This is a genomic window from Streptomyces tricolor, assembly GCF_002155905.1.
In the GTDB taxonomy this organism is placed as follows: domain Bacteria; phylum Actinomycetota; class Actinomycetes; order Streptomycetales; family Streptomycetaceae; genus Streptomyces; species Streptomyces tricolor.
The window spans coordinates 1-18,139 of record NZ_MUMF01000836.1 but is presented as its reverse complement, the minus strand read 5'-3'; the positions used below and the strand labels follow the sequence as shown (position 1 = coordinate 18,139).

Annotated in this window: 12 protein-coding genes and 3 pseudogenes; 10 read left to right on the top strand and 5 right to left on the bottom strand. The window is 71.6% G+C overall.

Annotated features, from left to right (window positions below; translation table 11 throughout):
* Nucleotides 1-130, top strand: a 130-nt coding sequence (locus CCN44_RS40440; RefSeq protein ID WP_143650412.1) for a zinc-binding dehydrogenase, incomplete at its 5' end; no start/stop codon positions are given.
* A 246-nt stretch (nt 131-376) separates the two neighbouring features.
* Here CCN44_RS40440 and CCN44_RS40435 read toward each other — a convergent pair.
* From CCN44_RS40435 to CCN44_RS47585, 3 genes and pseudogenes are all read right to left on the bottom strand, one after another.
* Nucleotides 377-906, bottom strand: a pseudogene (locus CCN44_RS40435) (transposase family protein); the annotation flags it as partial.
* A gap of 180 nt (nt 907-1,086) precedes the next feature.
* The gene (locus CCN44_RS40430; protein WP_086704138.1) at nt 1,087-1,632 is read right to left on the bottom strand and encodes a GNAT family N-acetyltransferase; all 546 of its coding nucleotides are present in this window, start codon (nt 1,630-1,632) and stop codon (nt 1,087-1,089) included.
* A gap of 14 nt (nt 1,633-1,646) precedes the next feature.
* A pseudogene (locus tag CCN44_RS47585) lies at nt 1,647-2,044 on the bottom strand (transposase).
* A 379-nt stretch (nt 2,045-2,423) separates the two neighbouring features.
* Here CCN44_RS47585 and CCN44_RS40420 point away from each other — a divergent pair.
* Both CCN44_RS40420 and CCN44_RS47985 read left to right on the top strand, forming a co-directional pair.
* Nucleotides 2,424-3,827: a DUF7507 domain-containing protein gene (locus CCN44_RS40420; RefSeq protein ID WP_086704133.1), complete on the top strand. Its 1,404-nt coding sequence runs from the start codon at nt 2,424-2,426 to the stop codon at nt 3,825-3,827.
* A gap of 204 nt (nt 3,828-4,031) precedes the next feature.
* Nucleotides 4,032-4,139: pseudogene (locus CCN44_RS47985) on the top strand (IS5/IS1182 family transposase); the annotation flags it as partial.
* A gap of 875 nt (nt 4,140-5,014) precedes the next feature.
* Here CCN44_RS47985 and CCN44_RS40410 read toward each other — a convergent pair.
* Together CCN44_RS40410 and CCN44_RS40405 are read right to left on the bottom strand one after the other, a co-directional pair.
* Complete coding sequence (locus CCN44_RS40410) at nt 5,015-5,212, bottom strand: hypothetical protein (RefSeq protein WP_086704143.1); 198 nt, start codon at nt 5,210-5,212, stop codon at nt 5,015-5,017.
* A 109-nt stretch (nt 5,213-5,321) separates the two neighbouring features.
* Nucleotides 5,322-6,362 (bottom strand): alpha/beta fold hydrolase, encoded by a 1,041-nt coding sequence (locus CCN44_RS40405; RefSeq protein ID WP_086704125.1) that lies wholly within the window; start codon nt 6,360-6,362, stop codon nt 5,322-5,324.
* A gap of 318 nt (nt 6,363-6,680) precedes the next feature.
* On the opposite strand from CCN44_RS40405, the gene CCN44_RS40400 reads away from it, so the two are divergent.
* The 7 genes from CCN44_RS40400 to CCN44_RS40370 form a co-directional block, all read left to right on the top strand.
* Nucleotides 6,681-7,037 (top strand): hypothetical protein, encoded by a 357-nt coding sequence (locus CCN44_RS40400; RefSeq protein ID WP_086704122.1) that lies wholly within the window; start codon nt 6,681-6,683, stop codon nt 7,035-7,037.
* 852 nt (nt 7,038-7,889) lie between these two features.
* On the top strand, nt 7,890-8,957 hold the full coding sequence (locus CCN44_RS40395; RefSeq protein WP_086704120.1) for an alpha/beta fold hydrolase: 1,068 nt from the start codon (nt 7,890-7,892) through the stop codon (nt 8,955-8,957).
* An 891-nt stretch (nt 8,958-9,848) separates the two neighbouring features.
* On the top strand, nt 9,849-10,706 hold the full coding sequence (locus CCN44_RS40390; RefSeq protein ID WP_086704116.1) for an alpha/beta fold hydrolase: 858 nt from the start codon (nt 9,849-9,851) through the stop codon (nt 10,704-10,706).
* 167 nt (nt 10,707-10,873) lie between these two features.
* A complete protein-coding gene (locus CCN44_RS40385) occupies nt 10,874-11,743 on the top strand; it encodes a helix-turn-helix domain-containing protein (RefSeq protein ID WP_086704141.1) in 870 nt (289 codons plus the stop codon).
* Nucleotides 11,744-12,668: 925 nt separating this feature from the next.
* Nucleotides 12,669-15,461: an ATP-binding protein gene (locus CCN44_RS40380; protein WP_086704113.1), complete on the top strand. Its 2,793-nt coding sequence runs from the start codon at nt 12,669-12,671 to the stop codon at nt 15,459-15,461.
* A gap of 161 nt (nt 15,462-15,622) precedes the next feature.
* The gene (locus CCN44_RS40375; protein ID WP_086704110.1) at nt 15,623-16,111 is read left to right on the top strand and encodes an SRPBCC family protein; all 489 of its coding nucleotides are present in this window, start codon (nt 15,623-15,625) and stop codon (nt 16,109-16,111) included.
* Nucleotides 16,112-16,596: 485 nt separating this feature from the next.
* Nucleotides 16,597-18,139, top strand: a 1,543-nt coding sequence (locus tag CCN44_RS40370) for an AAA family ATPase (RefSeq protein WP_158103218.1), incomplete at its 3' end; no start/stop codon positions are given.

Sequence of the window (18,139 nt, the reverse complement as noted above, 5' to 3'; positions counted from 1 at the left end):
CTTCGCCGATGCTGCGCAGGGTGGCCTGCGCACGGTCGTGCATGCAGTGTTGCCGCTCGACCAGGCGGTGCCGGCCCACCGTGAGATGGACGCGGGGAAGGTGTTCGGCAGGGTTGTGCTGACGCCCTGAGCCGGGCCGGAACGGTGTTCGCGGCCCCGGTCAACGAAACGGGACCCACTCAGATCGTGGCTGACGCCCAACGGCAACGATGGTGATCGTCACCGCCGGGCACGTGCGTGGCGTGCCCTGTGACCGCTGTCCGGTCCGGCACCAGGGTGCGTCGCCGTGCGGGCGCCGGGTGATGATGCCCTGGATCGTCGTGAGTCACTTTTCTACTCAGCGTGGTCACCCGATGGAGGGCGAGGAAGGCTTTGGCAGGTCGGTGATGCGCGTGGTGCCGCAGCGGAGCTCGCGCAGCAGCCGCCAGATCTTCAAGGTTGCGATGGCCTGCTCGCCGAGGGCGCGGACCTTGGCGTGGGAGACGTTCACGGCCCGCTGGCCTGCGTAAAGCTTGTCCCAGCGGCCGTGGTAGGGGACGCAGACGGCGCCGCCGGCTCCCTGGTAGCCCTTGTAGGCCCAGCAGCGCACACCGGCGTCGGTCAGGGCGTCGACGATGCCGCGCGTGCGGGCGGCTTTGACGTCGTGGACTGCGCCGGGCAACGCGGGCGAGACCCACAGCAGCCGACCGAGGAATCGGCGATGACCTGCCCATTCATACCGTGCTTCTTGTGCTTGCCAGGGTAGGGGCGGTCGGCGGCGTTCCGATCGATCGGCAGCAAGGTGCCGTCCAGGATCGCGAACGCCTCGCGGGTCGCGGAGTGGACGGCAGTTGCGAGGTCGGACGCGTGGGCGGCCAGGAGCTTGACCGCCTCGGCGACGTACCGATGGACGGTGGCAACGCCCAGCGGCGTACAGGCCGGTCAGGCAACGCAGGGTCGCGCTGGACAGATAGATCGATTCCCGATGGATAGACAAGCACGTGAAGCTCCGGGCAAACAGGTTGGCCTTATTCGACAACAACCCCTCTACCAGGAGCTTCATCTCTTCCCCGACACCGTTCCCACGGCAAGTCGCCGGCCCATCGCCTAGGTTGGAAACGGCTCAGTGTCTATCGCCAGGCGGGCATGGAGTTCTACGTCGAAGCGGACGCCATCGTATTCGAGCTTCTGCCGTTGCTGCCCTTCCACTGCGAAGCCAGCGGCGCGAGCCACCGCGCATGAGGCGGGATTGTTCACCCGGTGTCCGAGCTCCAGCCGGAAGAGTTCCGCCTCGTCGAAAGCCCAGCGGGCCACAGCACGACAGGCACGGGAAGCCACACCCCGGCCACGAGCGGTGGCTGTCGTCCAGTAGGACACCCATCCAGTGGCATGACGCCGGTCCACTGGGCCGACACACACCTGTCCCAGAACGAGGCCACCGTCATCGACCACGGCGAAGGAATAGGCCGAGTCCGCAGCCCACTGCTCACCACGAGCCGTTATCCATCGCGCGGCAGCCTGGGCAGAATCAACCGGCTCGACGGACTGGCCACGCATGAGCGGATCCGCGAAGGCGGTCATCACCGCCCAGGCGTCCTCGGCCTTCCACCTCCGCAGCACCAGGCCGGCAGAAGCATCTACACGATCGCGCACGACGCGAGTCTGCCTCAGCCGGTAGCGCCTGTCACCTCGGTTTCCCCGTCAGCCGCACGGACAACGGTGGAGTCGACCCACACGAGCCAGTCGATTCCCCCGGCCGCGTCCGCCCTCCCCTGGGCGGCCCGGAGCATCCGCGGGAACGTGCCGTCCAGGGCCCACCGGCGGAACCAGGTGTGCAGTGTGGCCCACGGGCCGTATCGCTCGGGCACCTTCCGCCAAGCGGTCCCGTACGGAACTTCCACACGATGCCGTAGAGCACCGTGCGGTCGTCCAGGCGCTTCCTCCCCCGCACCGATTCGGGCAGCAGCGGCCGAACGAACTCCCACTCGGCATCTGACAGTTCATGGCGACGTATCACGGCGCCCGTGATCCACCACCCAAGATCTGAAGACACTGCGTAGCGCATTGGCTCAGCGCCCTCGGCGCACGGCAGCGGTGCCGTGCGCCGAGGGCGTCAACTTCACGCTTCCCGATTCATCCTGGGAAAGGGTGAGCGGCACGGAGGTGTGCAGGCGTTTTCGGCCACGGCTGAGCTGGCGTCTGGTGTCAGGGATGCGCTTGTGACCGGAGTGACAGGTCCTTGGCGGCCACGGATACCGACGGGAAAAAGAGGCGTCCCCGGGCTGCCGTTGAAACCAGCCGTACGAGGTTGGCCGGAGCCGATCGGCCGTCTCTTCCCGAGGTGACGCGAATGCGCTGCTCTGGCTGGCGTTCCGGCGTCGCCTCCGCCGCGTGTGCGGCCGGTTGGGACGCACTCCAGCAACGCCGACGCAAGGGGAAGACCCATGACCACACCTCCCACCGCTCCGCTCCGGGTTACCCTGGTCAATGGCAGCTTCGAGCAGCCCGCCGTCACCAACTACGAGATCCTGCCGGACGCTTCGCAGACACAGGCGCCCAAGTACGTCCCGGGCTGGCGCACCACCGCATCCGACCACATGATCGAACTGTGGCACTCCGGGTTCAACGGCGTGCCGGCGGCCGAGGGCGCGCAGTTCGCCGAGCTGAACGCCAACGAGGTCGCCACGCTCTACCAGGACCTGCCGACCACGCCCGGGTCCACGCTGTACTGGCGGCTCTACCACCGTGGTCGGCTGGGGCAGGACACCATGGCCCTGGACATCGGTGCCCCCGGCTCCCCGGTGGAGCAGCGGCGCTTCACCGACGGCAACACCGCCTGGGGCTACTACACCGGCACCTACACCGTCCCCGAGGGGCAGCACACCACCCGCTTCGCCTTCCGGTCCGTCTCCGCCGCCGGCGGCAACCGCGGCATCGGCAACTTCCTCGACGGCATCTTCTTCGGCACCGCTCCCCACCTGGTGCTGACCAAGACCGCCGCTCCCGTCGGCCCGTTGGAGGTGGGTGACGTCATCACCTACCGCATCACCGCGAAGAACGAGGGCGGTGGCGCGGCGGAGAGCCTCGTGCTGAGCGACGACATCCCGGAGGGCACGACGTATGTGCCCGGGTCTCTGCGCATCGTCGACGGCCCGAACACGGGCCCGAAGACCGACGCACAGGGCGACGACCAGGCGTACTTCGACGAGGAGACGAACAGGGTCGTCTTCCACCTGGGCAACGGCGCGAGCGCCGGGCAGGGCGGCAGTCTGCCCAATACCGAGACCGTCCCGGCGGGCACCACGGTGGAGTACCGGGTGGTCATCGACCGGTCCGCCGGCGGCTCGCAGATCAGCAACGCCGCCACCGTCACCTACGAGAACCGGCTCGGCGACACCCCGGAGCCGCTGACCGCCACGTCCAACGAGCAGGTCACCGAGGTCCTTCCGGCGGCCGACCTGAACGTGACGAAGTCGGCCGACGCGACCACGGTGGCCGTCGGCCAGACCGTGACGTACCGCATCACCGTCCGCAACACCGGTCCGAACCAGGCCACCGGCGTCGTCGTCAGCGATGAACTCCCCTACGGCCTCACCTTCCTGTCCGCCGACAGCGCGTCCGGCACGTACGACCCGGCGACCGGCGAGTGGGCGGTCGGCGACGTACCCGACGGCGCCACCGCGACCCTCGTCCTGCGCGCCAAGGCCACGGAGGCGGGCCCGCTCACCAACTCCGCCACGGTGACCGGCAACGAGACCGAGCCGGACACCTCCGACAACACCGACTCCGTCACCATCTGCGTCGAACCGGCCCCGTCCTGCTGCACTCCGTGCGCGACACGCGAGTGACGCCTGACACCATGTGAAGCACGCGGCCAGGGCCCCGTCCCCGTCCTGAACGCCACCGGGGCCCTGCTGTGTCCGGCAGACCCGGAGTGGGACACCGGAGTGGGACAACGGCTTGGGCGGCGGGGCGTCGGCCATACCATCCCGGAACGGTCCGACCAGATCCGCAACCGGCTCCGACGCGGCCACCGCGGTGGACGACCGCCGGCCTTCGACAAGCACTTCTACAAGCGGCGCAACGCGGTCGAACGCCGCTTCAACCGCTTGAAGCAGCGGCAAGGGATCGCCACCCGCTACGACAAGACCGCCGAGTCCGAGGGGCGCGCACGGCGACCTGCCCCCCTGCTCACGCCCCAGCGTGGCCCGGGCCACGTGAGCGGGCGAATGGGCCCGGGACCCGTCAGGACGTATCGCCGGTGCCCTCCCAGCGGTCCGGAGCACAGGGCGCGGGTCGCACAGGGCCGGCCGCCAGCGCCGGACTGCCCTGGCTCGGAGGCCAGTTCGACGCCGGTGTCGACCTCGATGGCCTCACGCGCGCAACCTCCGCGGCTGCCGGCAGCGGCCGTTCAGACCTCGGTCGGTCCCCCACCCCGGACCTCCGTGCTCGGACTTCCGCGCCCCCAACCTCCGTGCCTCGGTCGGCCGGACCGATCTCGGGCCGGTCAGGCGCACCTCTCCGTGGTGCTGACCAGCACCTCCGCTCACACCTGCGCGCTGGGCGGCTATCGGGAGCGGCATGCACCGAGGGCACCGGCAAGAGCTGAGACCCGACCCGTACCGCCGGCACGCCGGTCCTGATCACTCTGGCTCCCGGCCGGAGTGCTGGGTCGTCCCTGTCCTTCAGCGATGCCCGAGTCGGTGAGACCGACGCGGCGAGGCGAGCTGACTGCTCAGGACTCCCCCGCTGGCGGGACCCGCTGGGGACACCCTGGACGGGCTTGGCGTGCCGGTCGCCGAGAATATCGCCGCGGCCTCCGTCACGATCCTCTCCTCCGGCACCGGCATCTCATGATCCAGGCTCGCGACGGACCACGAGGTGGGAATCCCGAGGTGTGTGTCACCGGGGCGGGTCGGATGGTGGGCGACATGTGCGCTGTCGCCGTCCAGGTCGCCCACGGACCGCGAGGTCCGCACAGCGACCTGGACGGCGACGCAGGGTCGGGCGCGGCGGCGCGCGTGCCGTTCTCGGGCTACAGGCCCAGGTCGAGGGCCAGGCACGAGTAGTACTTCCAGGCGCCGTCCGAACTGTAGGAGGCACGCACCCCGCCGCTCGGCCCGGACTCCGCCTCCTCGGTCATCTCCTCGAAACGTATGCGCTCGGGCAGCCTGCCGTAGCGGGCGTAGCGAGCCGCCGCGGCGGCTGTGTCGCCGGTGAGTTCCTCGTTCATGGCCATGCTCCACTTCCTCTCTCGTGGATGGCGTCCCCTGCCACCGAGGACGACTCCAGCCTGCGCCGCCCCGCGTCACCTGTCAAGCTGGTGACGAGCATGTCGCCGCTCACCTCAGGGCGTCTGCTTCGAGGACCGCCGCGGTGAAGGCGTCGGGCCGTTCCTGAGCGAGGTTGTGCCCGGCGCCGGGGACGACGTGATGCACCCAGGGGCCGGCGAAGTGAGCGGCGTACCCGCTGCCGTCGGTCGCCTGGACGACGCCGTCGGCCTGCCCGTCCAGGGTGACCGCGGGCACGCTGATCCTCGGCTGGTCCAACAGCCTGCGCTCCAGTCCGGCGTACCGGGGGTCGCCGTGAGCGGCGGCCAGACGGTGCCGGTAGCTGTGGATCACCACGTCGACGTAGTCGGGGTTGGTCCACAGCTCGGCCGCCTGGGCGAACTCGGCCTCGGTGAACTGCCATGCGGGCGAATTGCGATGCCAGACCACCCGGGCCAGGTCCTCCCGGTTGCGCTGGAGTCCCTTCCGCCCGCGCTCGGTGAGGAAGTAGAAGAAGTACCAGTAGCCCGACTCGATCGAGGGGGCCAGCGGCTCCTGGGCCACGGCGAGGTTCTGGATGAGGTAGCCGTTCACGGAGACCAGGGCGGTGCAGCGCTGCGGCCACAGCGCCGCGGCGACGTCCGCGGCCCGCCCGCCCCAGTCGTACCCGGCGAACAGGGCCCGAGGCACGGACAGGGCGTCCAGGAAGGCGACCAGATCCGCGCCGAGCGCCGCCTGCTGGCCGGACCGGAAGATGTCCTGGCTGAGGAACCGGGTCTCCCCATGGCCCCGTAGATACGGGATGTAGCACCGGTATCCGCGCCGGGCCAGCGCGGGTGCCACCTCGGCATAGGATCCGACCGGGCTGAAGGGCCAGCCGTGCAGGAGGATCACCGGCTTGCCGCCGGCCGGGCCGACGGCGTGGTAGGCGATGTCCAGGACGTCGGTGCGGGCCCGGAGCACCGGTCCGAGCCCCTGCATCACCGGGCCGACCGGCACCCCTCCCGCAGCCTGAGCCGGGAGCACCGACGCCTGACGGGTCCCGGCGAGGCCGTCGGCCCCCGCCACCCCTGTCACCGTCATGGCCTGGGTCAGTCTCCGCCTGCTGATCATGCCGCTTCCTCGCGTCCGGCCCGGGGGCGTGCGACACACACTCGGAGTGCGTCACCGCCTTGACAGGTTGCGAGCATCCACGCGTCGGGTATCCCTGTCAAGGACCAGACGGACCGACACGACCGCCGGTGACACACCGGACGCCAACCTTCTCGACAGCCAAGAGAAGTGCGCGCACCAGGGCGCGACACCCGCCGGCCTGGCCGGATTGACCCTGCTCATACGTGTGCGAACGTGGGATGATCGTCCACGGTCATATGTCGAACCCATCGTGCCGACACGCAGCCGCGGCGGCACGCATCCGAAAGAGTGGATCACATGTTCATCCCCAGGACGACGATCCGTAGCGCAGCCGCTGCCGCCGCCACGGCCGCGACCCTGATCGGCCTTGGCGCCGGGACGGCCGGGGCCGCCGACTGGCCTCCCCTTCAGGAGGGCGGTTACCTGTATGCGGGCAGCAACGGGACCGGCACGGTGACGGCGGTAGACCTCGACGACCTCGGCACGTGTCACACCCCGTCGAAGGCGTCCCTGTCGATCCAGATCGTCTCCGGCTCCCGCTCCGTGGTGGTCTACTCCGGGGCCGGCTGCGCTGGTGCCTCGTGGGCCAGCGGCTCGCTGGCGCAGTCCAACCTGCCGTGGGCGGCGCTCAGCTACCGGGTGGTACCGGCGTAACCACGCCGGAGCGTCGGGCCTGGCCGCGCCGGGGTCCGGTCGAGGGGGCGCGCTCGACCGGGTTCCGGCAGCCAGGTCACCGGCGCGCGTCCGGGACGCGCGACCCGGCTGGAGACGCTTCCGTACCCTTGCCGACCCGGGCGTTCTTCCCTCCGATGACATGCGCCCAGGGCCCTGCCGCGGTCGGGATGAGCGTAAACCCCAGTCGGACAACGGAAGATGTTCCCCGGTGACCCGGTGACCCGGTGCTCGCCACCGAGGTCGCCCGCCGGGTCGTCCGATCCGCAGCCGCCGCACTGGGCCGTCCGGGACCGACGCCCAGCGGCGCATCGGCGTCAAGCTCGGCCCGCTCCAGGCGAATGTTCTCCGAGCCGGGCATCACCTCCCTCCACATTGCGCGACGCATCGCTTCAGTCGAATGACCGAGCCCTTCGGCCGGCCGGGCGCAAGGCACGGCGTGGCCGCCGTGAAGCCACACGTGTCGCCCAGTCACGTCACTTGCGGAGTTGCACCTGGGCACCAGGCGCCACTGTGGCGCGTCACCTGCGGCACGTCACCTGTCCAGCCCCGTCGAAGGATCGTACCGTCATGTGACTGATGTGTCCGGATCCGCCTTCGGGCGAGAGTGTGAGCGACCGGTCCGGGCCGCAGGACGGAGGCTTGTGCGCATCCAGGTCGTACGCGGGTCCTCCAGCTCCACCACGGAACGAGGGAGCGTCACCTATTTGACTGGTGACTAGCCGCGTGCGAGAGTCATCGCGCCGCAAGCCGCGGTGATCCTGTGCCGCAGAGGTGTGCGACGGAGTCTCCCGGCACGGAGGGGTCACGGGACACGCACGACGGAGGATTGAGATGATCAACAGGCGTACTTTCAGCAAGGCCGTCAGCCTGGGCACCGGCGCGGCCGCCGTGGCACTGACCGGTCTGCAGAGCCAGGCGTCCGCCACGACTGCCGCGCGACAGCCGCGAGGCGGGACGGCACCCACCGTGCCCACCATCGCCCCCGGCACCCACACCGCCTTCCCGGCGCTGAAGCACGTCAAGGCGGGCGTCCTCGACGTCGGTTACGCCGAGCTCGGACCCCGTCACGGCCCGGTCGTCATCTGCCTGCACGGCTGGCCCTACGACATCCACAGCTACGTCGACGTCGCCCCGCTCCTCGCCGACCTGGGCTACCGCGTCATCGTGCCCTACCTGCGCGGCCACGGCACCACGCGCTTCCTGTCCAGCCGCACGCCCCGCACCGCCGAGCAGTCCGCGATCGCTCTCGACATCATCGCCCTGATGGACGCGCTCAAGATCCACAAAGCGGTTCTGGCCGGCTTCGACTGGGGCTCGCGCACCGGCGACATCATCGCCGCCCTGTGGCCCGACCGCGTCAAGGCGCTGGTCTCCACCAGCGGTTACCTCATCACCGATCGCAGGGCACAGCTGGAGCCCGCCGCACCCGCCGTCGAGCACAACTGGTGGTACCAGTGGTACTTCGCCACCGAGCGCGGCAAGAAGGCGATGGAGGACCCCGACGAGCGTCTCGCCCTGTGCCGCTATGTGTGGACCCTCGTCTCCCCCAACTGGGACTTCGACGACGCCACGTACCAGCGCACCGCCCAGGCCTTCCTCAACCCGGACTACGCCGCCATCGTCCTCTTCAACTACTGCTGGCGGATCGGCCTCATCGACGGCGAGCCCCGCTACGACCGTTACGAGCAGCATCTCGCCGCCCAGCCCTCCATCGGCGTCCCCACCATCACCCTGGATCCGGCCCTGGACCCCTTCACCCCGCCCGGGGACGGCTCCGCCTACCGCAGCCACTTCACCGGCCCCTACCAGCACCGCACCGTCGCGGACATCGGCCACAACCTGCCGCAGGAAGCGCCCACCGTCTTCGCCCAGGCGGTCGTGGACGCCGACCACCTCTGAGGCGCCCCCCTCCGAGCCACACCGTGGACCTCCGGGCCGCCGGCTATCTCCGAGCCACCGTTCCCGCACTCGCACGGTGGCCCGCGTCCCCTGTCGGTCCCTTCAAGGCGGAGTCCCCGGTGCCGCGGGCACTCCCGGCCCGGGACGCGGCGGTGACGCTGCCGACCGGGGCAGCCGACCCACGGAAACCGTGGGTCCGGGCAAGGGTCCGCTCAACCACCCACCGGTGGACGCCGGTGCCGTGACCGGCGCCTCGCCATGCGATGGCGGACATGATGCCGCGGGCTCGGAGGACCCTGCGGCGGCAGTCGCGGCCGTAGTCGCGGTCCGCGTAGAGCGCCACGCGGCTACGACGGGTCCGCCGACACCGCCACGAATGGGCGGCGCGGAATCTGGCAGCGGCATCCGGCAGCGGCAGGAACCGGATGACGTCGTTGCGGCTGCCGCCGGCCAGGAGGACGGCGAACGGGGTGCCGTGTCTGTCGGTGACCAGGCGGTGTCTGGAGCCGGCCCGGCCCCGGTCGGCCGGCGACGGGCCCGTGGGGCCCCCCTTCCGGTGCCCTGCCGTACGAGGAATCGACCACGCAGCCGGACGGTCCGGATTCCGTTCCGCGTTCAGCCCGGCCAGCAGGACCTCGTGCCGCCGCTGCCGGACACCGGAACCTGCGTCCCCCTCGGCAACAGCGGCTCGACCGCTCCCGCAGCTCATCGACACGACCCACGGCACCGCCTCACCGAAGTGCGCCAGCGGCCGTAAGCAGGGAACCCACCCCTAGGCATCACCGCCTTGACGAGTGACGAACCTTCTGGCAGATTCGTCACCTGTCAGGGCGGTGATGAATCCGGCGAGGCCGGTTCGCCCATTTCCGCAAAGTGCTGAAGGAGTCTGTCGTGGTGAGCATCAAGGGTGGGCACAGGCGAGCGGTGACAGGTGCGGTCTCGACGCTCACTGCGGGACTCGCTCTCGGCGCGTTCGCCCTGAGCGGCACCGCGGACGGGGCGACCGGCACCGAGGCCGCTGCCGGCGGACCGCGGGTCAAGCCGACCGTCGTCCTGGAACACGGCGCCTTCGCCGACGGCTCCAGCTGGAACGGTGTCATCGCCGATCTGCGCGCCGACGGCTACCCCGTCGTCGCCGCCGCCAACCCGCTGCGCGGCCCGGCCAACGACGCCGCCGCCCTGCGTACGGTCCTCGACCACATCAAGGGCCCGAAGATCCTCGTCGGCCACTCCTACGGCGGCAACGTCATCAGCGAGGCCGCCGTCGGCGACCCCGACGTCAAGGCGCTGGTCTACGTCGCCGCCTTCCTCCCGGCTCCCGGGGAGACCGCGCTGCAGCTCACCGACAAGTTTCCGGGCTCCACGCTCCCCGATGCCCTGGACCCGGTCACCTATCGGCAGGCCGACGGCACCACCGCCACCGACCTGTACATCCAGCAGGACAAGTTCCGCCACCAGTTCGCCGCCGACGTGCCCAAGGGGCAGGCGGCCCTCATGGCCGTCGAGCAGCGTCCCATCGCCCAGGCCGCTCTGGAGGAGAAGGCCACCGTCGCCGCCTGGAAGACCAAGCCCAGCTGGGACATCGTCACCACCGAGGACCTCAATATCCCGGCCGCCGTCCAGCGCTTCATGGCCAAGCGCGCTCACGCCCACGTCACCGAGGTGGCCGCCTCGCACTCCGTCGCCGTCTCCCACCCCCACCTCGTCGCGGACGTCATCGAGCGAGCCGCCCGCGCCACCGTGCGCTGACCCTCCCCGGCTCCGCCGGACCGGGCCCGAGCAGGTTCCCGCAGTCCAGTGCCGCCACCGAGCGCGCTACTGGGGCACGGTCCGCGCGGCGCGGAAACCCAGAGACGGCCGGCGGCGGCACCCGTTCCCGGCGTCGTCGTGTTCGACCGAGATTGACGGTGAACAACATGAACTCCCCTGCTCGCCTCGGCGCCTTCCTCAAAGCGCGCCGGGCGCAGTTGACGCCGCAGGAGTGCGGACTGCCCGACGCGGGCTCCGGCCGTAGGGTGGCCGGGCTGCGCCGTGAGGAGGTCGCCCGGCTCGCCGCGATCAGCGTGGACTACTACACCCGCCTCGAACAGGGCCGCGTCCGCGCGTCCGCCCCTGTCCTGGCCACCCTGACCCGCGCCCTCCGTCTCGACGAGGACCAGCAGAGTTACCTGTACGAGCTCGCCGGCCGGAGCGACGACCGCCCACGCCGCCGGCGGCCCGCCCAACGTCTGCGCCCCGCCATGCGCCGTCTGCTCGACCAGCTCACCCATACCCCTGCCCTGGTGCTCGGCGAGCGCCTGGACATCCTGGCCTGGAACCAGGCCGCGGTCGCCCTCTACACGGACTTCTCGGCCGTCCCGCCCGACCGCCGCAACTACGTGTATCTGCTGTTCTCCGACCCGGCCGTCCGCGGCATGCACCGGAACTGGGAACACGACGCCCGCGACGCCCTCGCCGCCCTGCGCATGGAAGCCGCGGCCGACCCGGACGATCCCCACCTGGCCCGCCTCGTCGGCGAACTGATCGTCCAGGCTCCCGACTTCGGCACGTGGTGGGCGGAACACCGCGTCGTCACGGCCGCCTACGGCACCAAGCAGTACCGCCACCCCCTCGTCGGCGACCTGACTCTCGACTGCGACACCTGGGCCAGCCCCGACGGCTCGGGGCAGCGTCTGATGGTCCTGACCGCCGAGCCGGGCAGCGCTTCCCACGACGCCCTGCGCATCCTCACCTCCTGGACCGCGCAGCAGCCCGCCCGGAACACGGCGAAGCGCAGGACTGCGTAGCGGCCCGGGTGTCACCCCCGGCGGTGAACCCTGGCGCCGTCCTTGCTCGGGCGGTGGCGGAAGTGCGAGGAGGGGTGAGACGTGCTCGCGTACGTCGTCCCGGGGCGGTGGACCATGCCTGGTCCTCCTTCACGGCCGTCCGCCGCCGCGACCACGTGCGCCGGCTGCTCACCCTCGCCGGCTTCGCCCGGCCGCACTCCTCGTTGGGGATCCTGCTGGAGTCCCGGGTGTCGCTGCACGCCCGCCGACGACGAGAAGCTGGGCACGCCGCCGACCTCGCTGTGCTTCTCCGAGGGCTGTCGGGCGCTCGACACCCCGGAGCGCGCGGCTGCCGGCGGCCAGGGATGCGGTGACGGGCCCCGGCACCGCACAGCAGATCGCGTTCGCGCCGCACGTCGAGGTCCTCGACGACCTCCCCGCGGTCATGGCACCTGCCCGGGTGGGCGAAGGTCTTCGCAGCGACCGGCAGCCGGACAAGGGCGGCGAACCGGATCGCCGTGCGGACGTCCTGCTCGCCAGGCGCCCCGACCGCCACCGCCGCGTGCAGCTCGCATATCAGGTCGAACGTGGCGCACTCCTGCGCGTACTCCTTCGCCCCGGGCTCCGGAACCGGTCCGACGACGGTGCATCGCAGTGCCGCCACCCGGTGGCACATCTCCGGTCAGCCATGCAGCCACGTACACGGCCTGATGCCGGCGTCCACGACCGTCCACGCGGGCTAGTGGCGCGTCGCCGCAGTGCCGCCGCGGCGCGGGCGGGCTGCCCTCGCCTGCGTACGGGACCGGGTCGGCGAAGGGCCGGGGGTGGTGCACCCGGCGTCCTCTAGACTGCGGTGATCGCATGGGGGTGCACGGATCTGGTGCAGGCACAGCCAGGCCGGCGCAAGGCACCGGGCCTCCGTACGCCGGCCGTTGGAGGCAGCCCGATGACTGATCCGGACTCGACCGTCTGCCCGGCCTCGCCTCGGCTGGTCGGACGCGACGCGGACCTGTCGTTCATCCGATCCTTTTTCGGCAACGCCGAGGTTCACGGTGCCGCCCTGCTGCTGTCGGGCGAGGCCGGGGTGGGCAAGAGCGCGGTGCTCGACGCGGTGGCGACAAGCGCCGGGCACAACGGCGTCCGGGTACTGCGCGCGGCCGGTGTGCAGTTCGAGGCGGACATCAGCTACGCGGGCCTCAACCAGCTCCTCGTGCCGCTCTTCGACGAACTCGACGTCCTGGACAACCCGCACCGCGACGCCCTGCGGGTCGCCGTCGGCATCGGCGGCGGGCCGGCTCCCGACCGCCTGCTGACCTCCACCGCGGTCCTGCTGCTGCTGCGGCTGACAGCCGCCGACACGCCGCTGCTGCTCGTCGTGGACGACCTGCCGTGGCTGGACCGGGCGACCAACGCCGTGCTCGGTTTCGTGGCGCGGCGGCTCGTCGGAAGCCGTATCGGCTTCCTCGCGGCCTCCCGTACGGGCTCCGACAGCTTCTTCGAGTCCAGCGGCCTGACCGAGCACCGGCTGGCACCGCTCGACGACGCGGCGTCGGCCGAGCTGCTCGCGCTGGCCCACCCCGATGTCTCCCCCGCGGTCAGGCGACGTATCGCCGCCGAGGCACGCGGCAACCCGCTGGCGCTGGTGGAGCTGCCGGTGGCGCTCTCCGCCGAGCAGCGCGCGACCCTGGCGGCGGTGCCCGCCGTGCTGCCCCTGACCGAGCGCCTGCAGGCCATGTTCGCCTCGCGCGTGGCCGGGCTGCCCGAGCGCAGCCGGGAGCTGCTGCTGATCGCCGCCCTCGACGGCACCGGTGACCTGGCAACGATCGAGGCGGCCGCGGCCGGCCGGGCCGCCATCGACGATCTGGCCCCCGCCGAACGCAGTCGGCTGGTGACGGTCTCGGCGGACAACCGGCGGCTGTCCTTCCGGCACCCGCTCATCGGCTCGGCGGTGGTCGAGCTGGCCACCGCGTCCGAACGCAGAAGGACTCACCAGGCGCTCGCCGATGTGCTCGGCGACCAGCTGGAGCGGCGCGCCTGGCATCTGGGAGAGGCGGCCAGTGGTCCGGACGCGACAGTCGCGGCCCTGCTGGAGGAGGCGGCGCGGCGCCGGCTTCGCCGCGGGGACGCGCTCGGCGCGGTGACGGCGCTGACCCGGGCCGCCGGGCTCAGCCCCACCGCGGCGGACGAGAGCCGCCGGCTGGCCGAGGCGGCGTACGTGGGCGTGGACTCCAGCGGTGAACTGGAGGACGCCTCGCGTCTGCTGGCGGGGGCCCAGCTGGTCCATCCCGGTACCGGGCGGCAGTCGCTGCACGCGGCGGCCGCGTCCGCGTTCCTGCTGATCAACCGGGACGGCGACATCGACACCGCCTACCGGCTGCTGGTCGGGGCGATCGAGTCCGGTGATCACGGCTACGACGCCTCCGACGAGGCCCTCGTCGAGGCCCTGCACTTGCTGGTGCTGCTGTGCTGGTACGGCGGTGAACCCGCGCTGTGGCAGCCGCTGCTGACGTTCATGGACCGCCTCACCCCCGAACCGCCGGCGCTGCTGTGGGTCATCGTGCGCACCTTCGCCGACCCGGCGCGCACAGGTCCCTCCGCGCTGCCCCGGCTGAAGGAGCTGATCGCCACCGTCGGGGACGATCCCACGCGGGTGATCCGCGTCGGCACCGCCTCGGTCTTCGCCGACCGGCTCGGGAACTTCCGGTTCGCCACCCGCCGGCTGGTGGAGCAGGGCCGCGCCGGCACGGCGCCGGTGCGCCGGCATCTGGGCGCGCTGATGCACCTGGGCCTGGACTACTTCCACCTGGGGCGCTGGGACGACGCCGCGGAGCTGGCCGCCGAGGGACTCGCCCTGTGCGCGGACCACGACTACCGATTCTTCGCATGGTACTTCCAGTACGTGCGGGCGGCCGTGGCCGCGGCGCAGGGCGACGCGGAGACCGCCGCCGCGCTGACCGAGGAGATCGTCCGGTGGGCCACACCCCGCGGGGCCCTCGGCGCACGGTTCTTCGCCAGCCACGCCAGGGCACTGGCCGCCCTCGGCAACGGTGACTTCGAGACCGCCTACCGGCACGCCCGCGCGCTCAGTCGACCCGGGACCGTGGCCCCCTACGTGCCGATCGCCATGTGGGGCACGATGGACCTGGTCGAGGCGGCTCTGCGGACCGGACGGGAGCAGGAGGCGGCCGCCCACGCGGCGGCGATGCGCGCGTCCGCGATGGCCGAGCTGTCGCCCCGCCTCGAACTGCTGGTCACGGCCTGCGAGGCGCTGACGACTCCCGGCGAGGAGTCCGTCGCCCTGTTCGAGCGGGCACTGGCCCTGCCGGGGCCGGAACGCTGGCCGTTCGACGCCGCCCGCATCCGTCTCTTCCACGGCGAACGGCTGCGGCGGCTGCGAGCCACCACGGAGGCCAGGGAGCAGCTGACCCAGGCCATGGACGCCTTCCAGCGGCTGGGCGCCAAGCCCTGGGTGACGCGTGCGGCGGCCGAACTGCGGGCGAGCGGCCGGTCCGCACCGGCCTCCGTGCGGCCGGGACCCGTGGCCCTGACCGCCCAGGAACTTCAGATCGCCACGCTCGCGGCGACGGGGCTGACCAACAAGCAGATCGCGGAGCGGCTGTACCTGTCCCATCGGACCATCGGCACGCACCTCTACCAGATCTATCCCAAACTCGGCATCAGTTCCCGTGCCGCGCTGCGGGACGCACTCTCCGACCTCGGCCTCGACCGGGAGGAGTGACGAGGGGTGGGAGGCGCTGACGACTCCGGCGTTCGCTCAGTCATTTGACGTATGCCGGGTCCGTCGGCCCCGCGCACAGTGGACGCTGGAGCGGGCCCTGGCGCCTTCTCCCGCGGTGGCCGCCCCTGGAGCCGCCGACGGCGACACGAAAGGAAGACCGGATGCCCGACACCTCGGACAGCCATCCGGACATCCACTGGCCATCGGGTTTCTCGCCCGAGCAGGCCCACAGTTTCTGCCAGGCGCAGGCCGTGGTGCACGCGCCGCCCGCCACGGCCTTCGCGCTGCTGGCCGATGTGCCGAGGTGGCCGCAGTGGGTTCCGGGCATCACCGAGACGCGGGCCGGTCCGCTCGCCCGGACGTACGAGGTGCTGTTCCACGGGCAGCGGTTCGAGGTCTTCATGGGGGAGCGGGTGGCGCCCCGTCGGCTCGGGTGGTCGGGGGTGGGGGCGGGGGTGCAGGTGTACCAGGCCTGGCTGCTCACCGCTGTCGCGGGTGGCACCCACGCGGTGATCGCGAACGTGGTCCGCGGTCCTGCGGCACAGTCCCTCGCCGCGAAGTCGCCCGTGTGGGCGCAGCGTCTGAACACCCTCTGGATGGCACAGCTCAAACGGCTCTCCGAGAGCGCGCCGGACGGGGTCGGCGGGTAGCGACATGGGCGGGGACGGCGCGTACGCATGGGTGTCGGAAGCATGGATGTCGCGGGGACCCGTGGGTGTCGGGAGGCGACGGGGACGCAGGTGGTGTCCGGGCATGTCGTCGACCGAAACCCTGTGGGGCGTGGGCCGGTCGAGGCGTACGGTGGGGCGGTCAGGCTGCTGGGCACGTGGGCCAGGCAGCCGAGCCGGACCGGTCAGGTGACACACACCGCCTCGGCCTGGGCGGCGCCTTCGGCGAAGGCCCGGTCCGCCCGTGTCCGCACCACATGGACCAGGAAACACCCAGTATCGCAATCTCCCCGGGGCATCTAGTCTTTTCCGCCAGGTCGGCACATGGCGGCTGTGGGGGGCGGTCGCCGCCAGGGCGAGGGGGAACGACGACGTACTCCGGCGGCTGTGCCCGGGCGCGCCGCGTGTGAGCGACCGCCACAGCGTGTGAGCCGGTCTCGTCCAGCGCAAGAGGAAGTGGGGGAACGATGGAGTCGATCGCCGGGGCGATGGTCGGTCGTGAGCGCGAGCAGGAGGTGCTGTCCGAGTTCGTGACGGCCGCCGAGGGCCGAGCCCTGGTCCTGCGCGGCGACACGGGCGTGGGCAAGAGCGCCCTGCTGGAACACGTCTCCGCCCTCGCCGCGGGCGAGCGGCACCGAGTCATCCGGGCGGCCGGTGTGGAGGCCGAGTCGGAGCTGCCGTTCGCCGGCCTGCACCAGTTCCTCCACCCGCTGCTCCCGCACATCGACCGGCTGGACGACAGCCACCGGGAGGTGTTCGACGTCGTCTTCGGCCGCAGCGAGGGCTCACCTCCCTCGGTCATGACCCTCGGCATCGCCGTCCTGGACCTGCTGTCGCTCGCCACGTCGCAGCACCCCCTCCTGCTGGTGCTCGACGACGGCCAGTGGCTCGACACCTCCAGCATCGAGGTGTGCGGATTCGTGGGGCGACGGCTCACCGGCAGCTCGGTGAAGCTCGTCGTCGGGCTGCGCTCCGACGTGCCCTCCGGCTTCGACACGGCCGCACTGCCCCAGCTCGCGGTGACGACCTTGTCGGAGGAGGCGTCCGAGCAGCTCCTGGACCTGCGTCATCCGGGGCTGGACCCGGTGATCCGGCGTCTGGTGCTCGACGAGGCCCAGGGCAACGCCCTGGCTCTGCTGGAACTGCCGCCCCATGTGCTGCGCAACGGCCGCCCGGCGGACAACCGGCAGGTCCTGTCCGGCTACCTGGGCGTCCCCCTGCCGCAGCGCCTCCAGCAGGTGTACGGCGACCGCATCAGGGCTCTGGGCGACGCCGTGCGCACGGAACTGCTGCGCGGCGCCCTGGACGGCGTCGGAGCGGGCACGGCGGCCCGGCACCCGCGTCGCACGCGCTACCGCATGCTGAACGCGGACGAGGCCGCGGCGGGCGGCCTGCTGGACATCGATCCGCTCAGCGGCGACTTCGTCTTCCGGCACCCCTTGGTGCGTTCGACCGTCGTCCAGCTGGCGACCCCCAACGAGCGGCGCGCGGCGCACGCGGCCCTCGCACAGGTGCACCGTGCGGACGTGGAACGGCGTGCCACGCATCTGGCGGCAGCGACGATCGACCCGGACGAGGAGGTCGCGGCCGCGCTGGAGGCGGCGGCCGAGTCGGTGATCCGGCGCGGCGGTGCGATGGTGGCCGTGTCCTGGCTGACCCGCGCGGCGGAGCTGAGCGAGCGGCCGGAGGAGCGGTCCAGGCGGCTGGGGGACGCGGCGTTCGTGGCCGGTCACGCCGGCCTGCTCGGCCAGGCCCGGCAACTGGTCGGCTCGGACCCCACGCCCGGCGGCAGCCACTCCCCCGCCTCGGTGGTCGCGGCTGCCTACGCGGCGCTGTACGAGGACGGGGATGTACGGTCCTCGCAGCGCCATGTCGTCGCGGCGATCGAGAACCTGCGGGACGACGGGGTCAAGGACTCGCACGAGGTGCTCACGCGACTGATCAACCTGCTGCTCGCCGTCAACCAGTACGCGAGCGACGAGGCCGCGTGGGAGCGGACGCACGCACTGC

What these genes read in the sequence shown, in the direction of transcription:
- CCN44_RS40420 (WP_086704133.1), top strand. Translation starts at nt 2,424, where the DNA reads ATGACCACACCTCCCACCGCTCCGCTCCGGGTTACCCTGGTCAATGGC.
- CCN44_RS40410 (WP_086704143.1), bottom strand. Translation starts at nt 5,212, where the DNA reads ATGAACGAGGAACTCACCGGCGACACAGCCGCCGCGGCGGCTCGCTAC.
- CCN44_RS40405 (WP_086704125.1), bottom strand. Translation starts at nt 6,362, where the DNA reads ATGATCAGCAGGCGGAGACTGACCCAGGCCATGACGGTGACAGGGGTG.
- CCN44_RS40400 (WP_086704122.1), top strand. Translation starts at nt 6,681, where the DNA reads ATGTTCATCCCCAGGACGACGATCCGTAGCGCAGCCGCTGCCGCCGCC.
- CCN44_RS40395 (WP_086704120.1), top strand. Translation starts at nt 7,890, where the DNA reads ATGATCAACAGGCGTACTTTCAGCAAGGCCGTCAGCCTGGGCACCGGC.
- CCN44_RS40385 (WP_086704141.1), top strand. Translation starts at nt 10,874, where the DNA reads ATGAACTCCCCTGCTCGCCTCGGCGCCTTCCTCAAAGCGCGCCGGGCG.
- CCN44_RS40380 (WP_086704113.1), top strand. Translation starts at nt 12,669, where the DNA reads ATGACTGATCCGGACTCGACCGTCTGCCCGGCCTCGCCTCGGCTGGTC.
- CCN44_RS40375 (WP_086704110.1), top strand. Translation starts at nt 15,623, where the DNA reads ATGCCCGACACCTCGGACAGCCATCCGGACATCCACTGGCCATCGGGT.